Below are 11,719 nucleotides of genomic sequence, written 5' to 3' on the forward strand. Positions count from 1 at the left end.
CGGTTCGTCGCCTCCGTGTTCCGCCACGCCGGGCGGCGGAACACGCGACACGCCGGGCCGCGCGTGTCGCTACCGGGATATCCGGGCGTGTCATGTGAGACTGCTGGGCGTGGTGTGACTCTTGTGGTCCATGAGTCGCGTGCTTAGTGTGCGTGACATGACCAACCGCGTTCGCACTGCCAGACGGGCCGCCGCAAGAGCCTTGCTGCTCGTGGTCGCCGTCCTCGGCATGGAACTCGTCGTCACCGGCGCCGCCTCCGCGGACCCCGCCTCGAGCACCTGGGCCAAGCTCCGCATGTGCGAGTCGAGCGGCCGCTACTCGATCAACACCGGCAACGGCTACTACGGCGCCTACCAGTTCGATCTCCCCACCTGGCGCAGCGTCGGCGGCCAGGGCCGCCCCGACCAGGCCAGCCCCCGCGAGCAGGACTACCGCGCGCTCTACCTGTACCGGATGCGCGGCTGGCAGCCCTGGGAATGCGGCGGCATGCTCGGCCTCGCCAACGACGGCGACGCCCGCAGCAAGCGCGTCCCCTCCTGGGAAGAGGCCGCCTACATCGGCGGCGGGGGACAGCCGACCCCGCCCGCACCCAAGCCGCAGCCCGCCCCGCCGCCGGGACCGCCCGGCGCGACCCCCGCGTGGCCCGGCCTCGTCTACGCCTACGGCGACTGCGCGCCCGCGCTGCGCACGTTCCAGCTGCGGATGAACGCCTTCGGCTACGGCTTCAGCGGCACCGGCTGCTACTACGACAAGACCCGCACCGCGGTCCTCGACCTGCAGCGCGCCAACGGCATCAACGATTCGGGCCGGCTCGGTCCGAAGACGTGGAAGGCCGCGTGGGAAGGGAAGGCTCCGCGCTGACCCGCCCCGCCTCGGCGTAGCGCGCGGCGAGCTGCCCGAACGCTTCCTTCAGTTCGGCCGGGCCGACGACTTCGACGTCGGCGTCGACCCGGCCGAACGAGGCGGCCAGCCCCCGCCACGACCAAGCACCGAGGCTCACCCGGCACCGGTCCGGCCCGAGCGCCTCGACGACGCCGTCGGCCAGGTAGCTCGCCGCTTCCGTCGCCGGGAGACGCAGGATCACCTCGCCGCGGCACGGCCATTCGCCGGACAGATCCGTCCCGCGGAACCGCGCGGCCACGAACGCGGCGACGTCGGACAGCCCGCGCTCGGCGAACCTTGGCCCGGTGGGCGTACGCGGCGTGATCCGGTCCGCGCGGAAGATGCGCCAGTCCTCGCGATCGAGATCCCACGCGACGAGGTACCAGCGCTGGCCCCAGGTGACGAGATGATGCGGCTCGACGCGCCGGGGCGGGGTATCCGCCGGGGCGTAGTCGAACCGCAGCACCTCCCGCGCACGCACGGCAGCGCTGAGCGCGACGAGAGTGTGCGGATCCGCCCTGGGAGCCGGACGTTCGACAGCGGTGAAGCTCAAGGCGTCCACCCGATGCCGCAGCCGCGCGGGCATCACCTGCCGCACGGTCTGCAACGCCCGCTTGGCCGCCTCCTCGATCCCAGCCCCGGTCGCCGCCTGCAACGCGATCGCCAGCGCGACAGCCTGGTCGTCGTCGAACAGCAACGGCGGAAGCTGCGCACCGGCGTCCAGCCGGTAACCGCCGTCCGGTCCCTTCGTCGTGACGATCGGATAGCCGAGCTCGCGCAACCGATCAACGTCCCGGCGCACCGTGCGCGGACTGACCTCCAGCCGCTCGGCCAGCAGCGCACCCGGCCAGTCCCGCCGGGCCTGAAGCAACGAAAGCAGCGACAACAGCCGCGCGGAGGTCTTCGGCACGTCGTCGATCCTGCCTGCGGTAGCGGTCAGATCCTGTCCGCTACTTCCACGCACCCCGCTCCCGCAACACCTCGCGCAGCAGGTCGGGCCGGTCGGTGACGATGCCGTGCACGCCGAGATCGAGCAGCATCCGCATCTCGTCCGCGTCGTCGATCGTCCACGTGTGCACCTCGAACCCGCGCCGCACCGCCGACTTCACGAAGGCCTGGTCGACCACCTTCAACGGCCCCTGCCGCACCGGGACCTGCGCGAGCCAGCCCGCCGAGAACCGGCTGATCTGCAGCAGCGGAGCCCAGCCGTTCGCCCACAACAGGAACGCCGACCGCGGCCCCATCGCGGTCAGCNCCGCCGCAGCCGAGCCAGCCGCGAGTCCGAAAAGGACGCCGCGGCGACCCGCTCCACCGCGCCGGTCCGCTGCAGCGTCCGCACGAACGGGACCACCGCGCTGTCGGCCTTCACGTCGATGTTGAGAAACGCGTCCGGCAGCTCCTCAAGCAGATCCTCCAGCCGCGACAACGGCGCCCGGCCGTCGATCTTGACGTCCTTGAGCTGCGCCCAGGTCTGGGTCGCGATCGCTCCGCGCCCGTCGGTCGTGCGATCGAGCGTCGCGTCGTGATGGACCACCACCACCCCGTCGGAAGTGGCGTGCACGTCGGTTTCGAGGTAGCGGTACCCCTCGGCGGCCGCGCGCTGGAAGGCCGGCAGCGAATTCTCCAGCCCCTCCAGGTCGCCGATGTGCCAGCCGCGGTGGGCGAAGGCGCGGGGAAGCGAGTCGGCGAGGTACGGAAACGGTGGACGCATGCTTCCAGTCTGCGCCATCGGTGTGGCCCCGTCGCGAGAACGTGATGGACAGCTAGAGTCCGCCGGGTGAGGGAACTGGCCGAACACGCCCTGACCGGCGACGAACGCGTCGTGCCGCGCCGCACGAACGCCCCGAAACACTGCGGCTGGTGCGGACGCCGCCTGCCTGAAGCTGGCAACGTCGGACGCCGCAGGCGCTACTGCGGGCAGTCCTGCCGCCAGCGCGCCTACGAACGCCGGACCGCCCTGCAGCGCAGCGGCCTGCCCGAGGACGCGGTCGTGCTGTCGGACACCGAGATCGCCGCCTTGCAGGACCGGCTCTTCCAGCTGCGGTGCGCCGCGGAAGACATCGTGACCGCTGCTCAGGACGGCGCGTCGGCGGGCGAACTCCGGCAGCTCGCGGAGGAGATCGCCACGGCGGCGAAGGATCTCGAACAGCTTCGCTGAGGTTTTCCTTGCGCCTGTTTATGCCCATTGACACAAGCGCCGCTGGCACCCCGGCGTTCCCGCCATGGACCGACCCCGCGGCCCCGGCTCGTCGCCTGGATCTCCCCGGAGGAGAAGAAGGCGCTGAAACACGGTGCCGGTCCTCGCCGCGGGAAACACCGATGTCGCGGAATGACCGGACGGCGAGCACCCCTGCGAGGCGCTAGGGCCGCGGATCCAAGGGAATCCGCTGGCGCTGCCGGATCGCTTGTGCGTGCCGTTCGCGTTCGACTTCCAAGCGCCCGCGGCGCTGGACGCCCCGCGCAGCTACCAGGGACTGCGCGAGCGGAGGGTATCGCGTTCCACCACCCGGACGGGCGGCGGGCGAAGACCAAACGCAAGGACTTCCCTCAGAGCGCGGCCTGAGCAACTCCGGCAGGCGGTTGCCGTCGAGGACCTCCGCCCGGGAGAGAGGTCTGCGCGCAACTGGACATGCTCGGTCGGCCCGGAGCCAAGGCATCGCCGACGTGGGCGGAGCGCCATCTGCCGGACGCAACTCCGAACGCGCCTCATGCGGATCAAGCGCAGTCGTCGTAGCGAGCACACCCGCAGCCGGGTCATCCGTGTCGACGTGCGGAATCGGCAGCCCGGCGACAACCTCGCCAGCATCCGGCAGCGGCACCCGCTCACCCTGCGTGCCCGATCACCGTGCGGTGCTCCGCTCGGTCCGGCGTTGGTTTCCCGCGCACCGGACCGACCTGCACGCGGCCGGACGCAGGACAGTCCCGCCACGTGAGCGGGGTGATTCAGGCGCGCCGGATGCAGGGGATTGGCAGCTGATCCCTACACACCCCGCAGCCCCGGACACATCCAGCGAGCGAGAAAGAATCGGGACAGCGTCCGCGCGACTCGTTCTCACCGGGCCACCGCATCCGGAGCACAACCGGCTCCGAGGCAGCCCCGCGGCTGCCGGAAACCCCGCCTACGACTGCGGAAGTTCCGCCGCTTTCGCCAGGTTCCCCAGCGACGCCGCAAGCTTCTCCGCCGTCATGGATCGAGCGCGGGCGTTCCGCATCGTGTCTTCGGGATCGAGGTTCGACCAGTCGTAGGTGTGCGTCACCTCCGTACGCGTCGCGCCCAGCGGGTTCAGCTCCCAGCGCCACAAATGCCCCGGAGGCTTCTGCCCCGGTTCCGCCGGACGCCACGCCACCCGGCGCGCCTCCTCGAACTCCACGATGTGGTTCTCCCGGACCCAGCCGTTCGTCAGCGTCGTGGCGAACACGTCGCCGACCGCGTGGACGCGCTGGCCCGGCTCCGACTCGGCCAGGTTGTCGTTGCCTTCCCAGCTGGGCTGCTGCGACGGGTCGGCGATCAGCTCGAAAATCCGCTCGGCGGGGGCCGCGATCTCACGGCTGGCGCGCACGACGCGCGAGGGTTCGTCAGTCACGCGCTCATGCAATCACATCGGCCTCCCGTGCAGTGCCCTCTCGCGAAGCATCGTCCCGAGCCAATCCGTTGAGCGCCCGGTAGGTCCGGTTGCTCGCGGCGGCCGCTCGCTGTTCCCGTCCGGTCGCTTCGATGTAGTTCTGGCTCGTCGCCAGGCTCGCGTGCCCCAACAAGGACATGATCTCCGACGCGGTGGCGCCGTCTTCGGCCAGCCGCGTGGCGAAGGTGTGCCGCAAAGCGTGCAGATTCGCGCCCGTCGGCACCCGGTCGTGCAGGCCCGCCCATCGGTAGCACGATTTCACCAGGTACTCCAGCGCACCGCGGCCGATCGGATCGCCCGCCCGGTCCCGCAGCAGCGGGTCGCTCGCCGGGAACCGTTGCCGGGGGAACCGCCGGCGGCACGAAGCCTGGTAGTCCTCGATCAGTTTCGCCATCGCCGGTTGCACCGGGATCGACCTGTCCCGGCTGCCCTTGCCGTGGACGTGCAGCCGCAGCTCGCCGTCTCGTCCGACGACCGATCGCGGGGTGAGCGCGCGCATTTCCGCTGCCCGCAGGCCTGCTACCAGTCCCAGCGCCAGGACCAGCACGTCCCGCTCCGGCCAGGGATCCCGTGCGCGCCGGGTGCCATCGGCCGCCGCAGTGAGCAGTTGCTCGGGAGTTTCCTCGCCTCGCAACGGTTTCGGCGTGAGCGGGGGAGTCTTGGGTCGTGCGACGGCTCCCATCGGATTGCCCGGGAGCAGTCCGTCCGACACGCAGAAGGTGAGGAACTGGTTCCACGTCGACCACGCACGCAACACCGAGCTTTTCGCGTGGTTGTCGGCAAACGCGCCGAAGGCAGCCCGCAGCACCGGCGCTGTCAGCTCTTCGACGCCCACCTCGTCGCGACCCAGCTCCGCCNAGGAGAGCGGTGATCCCGGCGAGATCGCGCCGATAGGCGGCAGTGGTGTGCGGCGAGTCCTTGCGCGGCCGCCGTGCCGCGAAGAACGCTTGCTGTGCCTCGGAAACGAGCATACTGATCTTGTACCGCACAGCACCGACAATTTCGACGCTACCGGTTGTCTGATATATGATGCATAATAGCGATTATGCATGAAACATGGCTGCGGGAGGGGTTCTGCCGAGTTCGAGAAGGGGCTGAATCCCCTTGGGGGACAGCGCTTTCCGATTGGCCGGTTCGAGTCCTGAATCGTCCTGCGCAGCCCGGAAAGTCAGTGTTCGAACCGGCTTCGGCAGCTTGAACTCTGGCTCCGGGCTGGATCAGCGACGCGTTCATCTGGTCGAGTGGATCTTCAGGCTGCCTGAGTCAGTGTCGGCGCGTTCGGAAAAGTTGTTGCGCTCCAGCCTCAATGTCCTGCCAGTCGTGCTTAATTCGTCACGGTGACGAATTAAGCACGACTGGGACGGCTCCCGTCGGGGATCTCGGGTTGCGCTCCGAAGGAATCGCCTCAAGGCCTGGCCGGACAGGTCGGCCAACGACGTGCTCTGAGGAGACGCCAGCCGACTGCCCAAGGCTTGCCGAACACGTGCAGAGGCAAGTCGCAAGACCGCATCGGAGCGCTCAGGAAGCCTCTCCTCAACCCGCTGATCAGCAGGTCGGCCAAACGCCGATAATGTACATTATGTCAAGTAAGCGGCTTAGCGTGCTGCCCCGGCTGCCGAAACCCCTCACCACACCAACGGACCGTTGATGTCCGCGTAGGTGCCAGTCGGTCCGTCTTCAGCTGGGCCATCCGGACGATGATCTCCGCGCCTTGCTCGACCGACTGTTCGCCTCGGCGTCCGTTGATGTCTGTTCGCGTGTAGCCAGGTTCGACGGCGTTGATCCGAATCCCCGGGAACGCCTTCGCGTACTGCACAGTCACCATGTTCACCGCGGCCTTAGACGCCGGGTACGCCACGCCGTGGGCGGATGAACGTTGCAGGAGCGGCAGAAACGCACGAAGCACTCGCACGACGCCGAAGACGTTGGTCTCGAACGTTTCCCGCATCAAGTCGGCAGTCACCTCCGATGCTCCGACCGGTTCCCCGTCGCTCTTCAGTTCGACGGCGATACCTGCGTTGTTGACAAGGACGTCCAGTCCCCCGTCAGCCTCAACGGTTTTCGCTGCGGCGAGCACCGACGCGTCGCCGGTAACGTCGAGCTGGACGGTCCGCGCGCCGAGTTCCTTCGCGGTCTGTCGGCCTCGGGCGGCGTAGACGGTGTGTCCGGCAGCAACCAAGCGGCGGGCGGTTTCGTAGCCGAGTCCTTTTGTGGCACCGGTAGCCGGTGATGGCGACGAAAGACTTCCGATAGTCGAGGTCTAGTCCACTCCCCTCGGCGGGCCTTGGCTGATGCGGCGCAGGGTGGGTTCGAGGCGGTCGATATCGCTGGTAGTGCTCAGCTGCCGTTCGTCCCACCAGGTCGCGCCGGCTTCGGCGAGCGGGGCGATCAGGTCGCGGGCTCGGGCGGGATCGCCTGGGGTGCGGCCGCCGACGACGAAGTCGAACTTCTCCCCCGCGCCGCTCTTTCGAGTGTAGGACACGACGTCGCGGACGTCTTCGGCGGCCGGGACGACGCCGTGGGTGGCGTTTTTGAACAGCGGCGCGATGCCGTCCCAGCGCGCGGCGCGGCGTACTGGTCTGCGGTTGGGCCACACGGCGGCCAGCCAGACGGGTGGGCGCGGCTGCTGGACGGTGGCGGGCAGGAGGGTGACGTCGCGGGCTTGGTAGTGCTTGCCGTTGTGGTCGACGGGGTTTCCGGACCAGTATCGGTCGAGTAGGCCGAGGCTTTCGTCAAGACGTTCGGCGAGGACGACCGGGTCGGTGGGTTCGCCGAAGCTGCCGAATTCGTCCTGGATCGGTCCGCCGAGGCCGGCGCCGAAGATGACGCGTCCGCCGCTGAGGGCGTCGAGGGTGGCGACCTGGCGGGCGAGGTGCTCGGGACGGCGGCGGGGCACCGCGGTGACCAGCGTGCCGAGCTTGAGCGTGGAGGTCGCGAGCGCGGCCGCGGTCAGCAGCATCCAGGGATCGCCGAACGGCTGGCCGCGGCGGGTTTCCTTGTCGTGGACGACGTGGTCCCAGAGGAACAGCGCGTCCCAGCCTTCTTGTTCGGCCGCTGCCGCCACGCTCGCTACGGTCCGGGCGTCGGCGAAGTCGCCGAAGTTCGGGATGTTGATCGAGAAGCGCATACCGGGCATGGTCCCGGCGGAAGCGCTGGCGCGGCAAGCGAATAAGCGCGGCGGTCAGGAGGGGCGGGGTGCTCCGAGGATCAGGTCGGTGGTGTCGGCGGCGATCTGGCGGAGTTGCTTTCGTTCGAGCGGTTGCGAGCCGTACGCGGACTGCACCCGGCCTTCGACGCCGAGCAGCATGACGAACTGGCGGGCGCGGAGGGCGGCACTGGGCAGTTCGTTTTCGGCGAGGTAGTCGGCTAGTGCTTGCTGGGTGGCGGCGGAGCCTTCGTTGTCGCGCCACAGTTCCAGGAGTTCGGGGTGGTGGACGAGTTCGGCGATCGTCATCCGGTGCAGGGCGGACACCTGCGGCGCGAGAACGGTTTGCAGCAGCCGGACGCCGAAGTCGATCAGGTCCGTGCGCAGGTTTCCGGTGTCCTGGACGGTGACCGGGTGCGAGCCGTCCGCGGCGGTGCGCGCGTTTTCGGCGACGGCCAGGAACAGGCCTTCTTTGTTGCCGAAGTTGGTGTAGACGGTCTGCTTGCTGACCCCGGCCGCGGCGGCGATCGCGTCGACGCTGGCCCGGGCGTATCCCTCGCGCAGGAACACGTCGGTCGCCGCGTCGATGATCGCGGTGCGCTTGGCGGACGAGCGAGGCCTGCCGCGGGTGAGGCTGCTGGTCATGTCCCCCAATCTATCCGGAGCCGGGCGGTCGGCAAACGCACGGGAGTTCCGGGCTCTCCCGCTCGCCGTGGGGTGATTGCGCGGGCGCGGCGGCATGGGCTAGCCTCATTATCATACTAGAACGTCCAGTATGATAATTACAGAGTGGAGGTCCTGGGGTGCGTTCTCTCCTTCGGGCGAAGCCAGACCCGGCACAACGGCTGGATCCGCTGGATCCGAAGCTGATCCGGACCGCGTTGGTGCTCATGCTCGGGGCATTCGCGGCGATGCTCGACACGACAGTGGTCACCGTGGCGCTCGATACGCTGGAGCGGCATTTCGGCAGTTCGGTGGCCACGATGCAGTGGGTCAGCACCGGCTACCTGCTGTCGCTGTCGATGGTCATCCCGCTGACCGGCTGGGCGGTCGGCCGGTTCGGAGCCAAGCGGATGTGGCTGACCGCGCTGGGCCTGTTCCTGCTGGGCTCGGTGCTGTGCGGCGCGGCGTGGTCGATCGAAAGCCTGATCGTGTTCCGGGTCCTTCAGGGCGCCGGCGGCGGGATGCTGCTGCCGCTCGTCCGGACGATCCTGGCCCCGATGGCCGGGCAGTCGCGGATGGGCCGGGTCATGGTGTTCGTCGCGGTGCCGGGCAGCTTCGCCCCGGTGCTCGGGCCCGCGGTCGGCGGGCTGGCGGTCAGCGCGCTGTCGTGGCGCTGGGCCTTTTTCGTCAACGTGCCGATTTGCGTGGTCGGACTGACCCTGGCGTGGCGGATGCTGTCCGACAGCGACCGTCCCCCGCGCGTCCCGCTGGATCTTCTCGGCCTCTTCCTGCTGTCGGTCGGCCTCGCGGCCGTCGTGTACGGGCTGTCGGTCGCCAGCAACGACGGTGACTTCGCCTCGCCGCAGGCGCTTTTCCCGGTGGTCGCGGGCGCGTTGCTGCTCGTGGCGTACGCGGTGCATGCGCTGAAAACCCGGCGTCCGCCGATCATCGACGTGCGGCTGTTCCGGCTGCGGTCGTTCGCGTCGTCGTCGACGCTGCTGTTCTTCCTCGGGATGTCGCTGTTCGGGTCGATGCTGCTGCTGCCGCTGTACTACCAGCAGGTGCACGGAGCGAGCGCTGTCGAAGCGGGGCTGCTGGTGGCTCCGCAGGGGCTGGGAATCGGCGTTTCGTCGTTCTGTGTCGGACGGCTGATCGACCGCACCGGCGCGGTCCGCGCGGTGGTCCTCGGCGGCATGCTCCTGGCCGCGATCGGGACCGTCCCGTACGCCCTCGCCGGTCCGCACACCAACGAATCGCTGCTGATCGCGGCCCAGTTCGTCGGCGGAGTCGGCCTGGGCGCGGTGCCGCTGGCGGCGATCACCGCGACCTACCGGGACGTGGAGAAGGACGACATGGCCGCGGCGACGAGTGCCAGCCGCATCCTGCAGCAGGTGGGCGGTTCGCTGGGCACCGCGGTGCTCGCCATTGTCCTGCAGACGCAGGTGACCTTGCACGGAGCGGTCGACCAGGCGTTCCGCACGGCGTTCTGGTGGGCGCTGGCACTGGCGTTGCTGGCGCTGGTCCCTCCCCTGTTCCTTCCCGGGCGTCGCGAGTGGAACCGCGCGGCGGTTTCGCGGTAACCGGGAATCCGGGCTGATCCTGGCTCGCCGGCGTCGACCAGACCTCCCTCCTGGTCGGGGTCAGCGGGCCAGGATCAGCCGCAGCGCCTGTTCGAGGTCGTCGGCCGATCGCGCGGTCCGGCGAGCGGCCCGCCAGCCCACCACCTGGTCTGGTCGCACCAGCAGGGCGCCGTCCGGCTCGATCCCGGCGGGCTTTTCCCAGCCTTCGGCATCGACGACGCGGTCGGCGGCGATGACGCGGACGCGCAGCGGAATGCCGATGCGTGCGGAGACCGTGCGGGCCGCGCTCTCCCAGCCCTCCCCCGCGCTGCCGGTGACCAGGGTGAACCCCCGCTCGACCAGGTCGAGGGTCGAGATCACGTTTCCGCCGGCGCGTACCCGGACGTGCGGTACCCGGGTTCCCGGCGAGCCGTCGAGGTTCGCTGCCGCGTCGTCGTACGAGAGCGGACGCGTCGACGGATCGACGACCGCGGTGGATTCGTATCGCTCGCACAGGTGGGCCACCGCGTGTTCCACGATGCCGGTCGCGGCACGTTCGGCGGTCGCGCCGGGGTTCCAGTGCAGTTCGGGGTTGCGAAGCCGGAGAACTGCCTGATCGCGGGCGAATCTCGCGCGCGGCCGCCGCTCGGCGTCGTAGGTGTCGAGCAGGCCGGGGCCGGCTTCGCCGCGCAGCACCATCGCCAGCTTCCACGCGAGATTCTGTGCGTCTCCGATCCCGGTGGTGAGGCCGAATCCGCCGGTGGGCGGCATCGTGTGCGCCGCGTCGCCCATCAGCACGACCCGGCCTTCGACGTAGCGTTCGGCCAGCCTCCCGGTCGGCCGCCACGGCAGTGCGCTGAGGATGTCCAGTTCCTGGTCCGGGCAGCCGAGGCCGACGCGGACCAGCTCGGCGCAGCGCTCGGGCGGGTAGGCTTCGCGGAGGTTCTCGCCGTCGGCGTCGAGGTGGTAGGACCAGAGATTCTCGTTGCCGTCCATCGAATGCAGCATCCCGCTCGCTTCGGGATGGGTGATCGTGGCGAGCACGAACCCCGATCCGGGGAGCAGACGGCTCAGGTCGGCCCGGAACACGATGTTGATGCGGCCGCCACCGAGCGAGGCGGGGCCGCTGACTGGGATGTTCAGCAGGTCGCGTGTGGGGCTGGCGTCCCCGTCCGCGGCGATGACGTACCGCGCCTCGAACACCGTCTCGCCGGTGTCTTCTCCCGACAGGGCGATTTTGACGGCTTTCTCGTCCTGGGCGAAGCCGACCGCTTTCGTGCGCCAGCGCATGGTGGCCCCGAACGCGCTGGCGGTGTCCAGCAGCAACGGGTCGAGCTGGTTCTGGCCCAGCCCGCCGACGTCGGACGCCGGGCTGAAACCGGCGATCGGATCGACGAACGACTTGAACGGGTCGGGTTTCGCGTCGAGGTCGCGGGGGTCGGCCTCCGCCAGTGTCCGGGTCTCGATGCGGCCGCGGCTGCGGCTGCGCCGCTCGGCGATGGCGAGGACCCGGTCCCGCAATCCGATGCCGAACAGCGCTTCCCATGCTCGCGGCCCGACCGACGTCGCCCGGGGATGGTGGGTCAAGGCGCCGCGAGCCTCCACGATCACCGATTCGATCCCCTGGTAGCCGAGAAAAGCCGCGGCGGCGAGGCCTACCGAGCCGCCTCCGACGATCAGGACATCCGCGTCTTCCCGCGCCATGGACCTCGACCTCCGCACGATCGGTTCGTCCCGGTTCTGGACGCCCGGATCCTGGTGCTGGCCGCTCGAATAGACCTCGAGCCGGTGCGGGCGCGGCCGCTTCGAAGCGGAATCGAGGAGGTTCGGCCACAGTCCCGGCTGT

General features: G+C 69.6%; 9 protein-coding genes and 3 pseudogenes. 3 read left to right on the forward strand and 9 right to left on the reverse strand.

Going from position 1 to position 11,719, the window contains the following annotated elements:
• The first annotated feature begins 157 nt into the window (after positions 1 to 157).
• Positions 158 to 862 (forward strand): transglycosylase family protein, encoded by a 705-nt coding sequence (locus tag A4R44_RS31080; RefSeq protein ID WP_067588646.1) that lies wholly within the window; start codon positions 158 to 160, stop codon positions 860 to 862.
• On the opposite strand, the gene A4R44_RS31085 is transcribed toward A4R44_RS31080, so the two are convergent.
• Together A4R44_RS31085 and A4R44_RS31090 are read right to left on the reverse strand one after the other, a co-directional pair.
• On the reverse strand, positions 795 to 1,793 hold the full coding sequence (locus A4R44_RS31085; RefSeq protein ID WP_067588648.1) for a YafY family protein: 999 nt from the start codon (positions 1,791 to 1,793) through the stop codon (positions 795 to 797). The genes A4R44_RS31080 and A4R44_RS31085 overlap by 68 nt on opposite strands.
• 40 nt (positions 1,794 to 1,833) lie before the next feature.
• Positions 1,834 to 2,594, reverse strand: a pseudogene (locus A4R44_RS31090) (glycerophosphodiester phosphodiesterase family protein).
• Positions 2,595 to 2,660: 66 nt separating this feature from the next.
• Here A4R44_RS31090 and A4R44_RS31095 point away from each other — a divergent pair.
• Positions 2,661 to 3,041 (forward strand): hypothetical protein, encoded by a 381-nt coding sequence (locus A4R44_RS31095; protein WP_067588650.1) that lies wholly within the window; start codon positions 2,661 to 2,663, stop codon positions 3,039 to 3,041.
• 472 nt (positions 3,042 to 3,513) lie between these two features.
• On the opposite strand, the pseudogene A4R44_RS52700 reads toward A4R44_RS31095, so the two are convergent.
• The 6 genes and pseudogenes from A4R44_RS52700 to A4R44_RS31120 form a co-directional block, all read right to left on the reverse strand.
• Positions 3,514 to 3,711: pseudogene (locus A4R44_RS52700) on the reverse strand (tetratricopeptide repeat protein); the annotation flags it as partial.
• A 291-nt stretch (positions 3,712 to 4,002) separates the two neighbouring features.
• Positions 4,003 to 4,467 carry an SRPBCC family protein gene (locus A4R44_RS31100; protein ID WP_067588651.1) on the reverse strand — a complete coding sequence of 155 codons (465 nt, stop codon included), beginning with the start codon at positions 4,465 to 4,467 and terminating at the stop codon, positions 4,003 to 4,005.
• Between the two features lie 4 nt (positions 4,468 to 4,471).
• Positions 4,472 to 5,495 (reverse strand): annotated as a pseudogene (locus A4R44_RS31105) (tyrosine-type recombinase/integrase).
• Between the two features lie 593 nt (positions 5,496 to 6,088).
• Positions 6,089 to 6,685: an SDR family NAD(P)-dependent oxidoreductase gene (locus tag A4R44_RS31110; protein WP_338080539.1), complete on the reverse strand. Its 597-nt coding sequence runs from the start codon at positions 6,683 to 6,685 to the stop codon at positions 6,089 to 6,091.
• 81 nt (positions 6,686 to 6,766) lie between these two features.
• Positions 6,767 to 7,633 carry an LLM class flavin-dependent oxidoreductase gene (locus A4R44_RS31115; protein ID WP_067588653.1) on the reverse strand — a complete coding sequence of 289 codons (867 nt, stop codon included), beginning with the start codon at positions 7,631 to 7,633 and terminating at the stop codon, positions 6,767 to 6,769.
• Positions 7,634 to 7,687: 54 nt separating this feature from the next.
• On the reverse strand, positions 7,688 to 8,296 hold the full coding sequence (locus A4R44_RS31120) for a TetR/AcrR family transcriptional regulator (protein WP_067588655.1): 609 nt from the start codon (positions 8,294 to 8,296) through the stop codon (positions 7,688 to 7,690).
• A 158-nt stretch (positions 8,297 to 8,454) separates the two neighbouring features.
• Between A4R44_RS31120 and A4R44_RS31125 the strand changes: the two genes are divergently transcribed.
• Positions 8,455 to 9,894 (forward strand): MDR family MFS transporter, encoded by a 1,440-nt coding sequence (locus tag A4R44_RS31125; protein WP_095213750.1) that lies wholly within the window; start codon positions 8,455 to 8,457, stop codon positions 9,892 to 9,894.
• 60 nt (positions 9,895 to 9,954) lie between these two features.
• On the opposite strand, the gene A4R44_RS31130 is transcribed toward A4R44_RS31125, so the two are convergent.
• A complete protein-coding gene (locus A4R44_RS31130) occupies positions 9,955 to 11,577 on the reverse strand; it encodes an FAD-dependent monooxygenase (RefSeq protein WP_067588657.1) in 1,623 nt (540 codons plus the stop codon).
• Positions 11,578 to 11,719 lie beyond the last annotated feature (142 nt).

The organism is Amycolatopsis sp. M39, assembly GCF_001651785.1.
Taxonomy (GTDB): Bacteria; Actinomycetota; Actinomycetes; order Mycobacteriales; family Pseudonocardiaceae; genus Amycolatopsis; species Amycolatopsis rubida.

What these genes read in the sequence shown, in the direction of transcription:
- A4R44_RS31080 (WP_067588646.1), top strand. Translation starts at nt 158, where the DNA reads ATGACCAACCGCGTTCGCACTGCCAGACGGGCCGCCGCAAGAGCCTTG.
- A4R44_RS31120 (WP_067588655.1), bottom strand. Translation starts at nt 8,296, where the DNA reads ATGACCAGCAGCCTCACCCGCGGCAGGCCTCGCTCGTCCGCCAAGCGC.
- A4R44_RS31115 (WP_067588653.1), bottom strand. Translation starts at nt 7,633, where the DNA reads ATGCGCTTCTCGATCAACATCCCGAACTTCGGCGACTTCGCCGACGCC.
- A4R44_RS31130 (WP_067588657.1), bottom strand. Translation starts at nt 11,577, where the DNA reads ATGGCGCGGGAAGACGCGGATGTCCTGATCGTCGGAGGCGGCTCGGTA.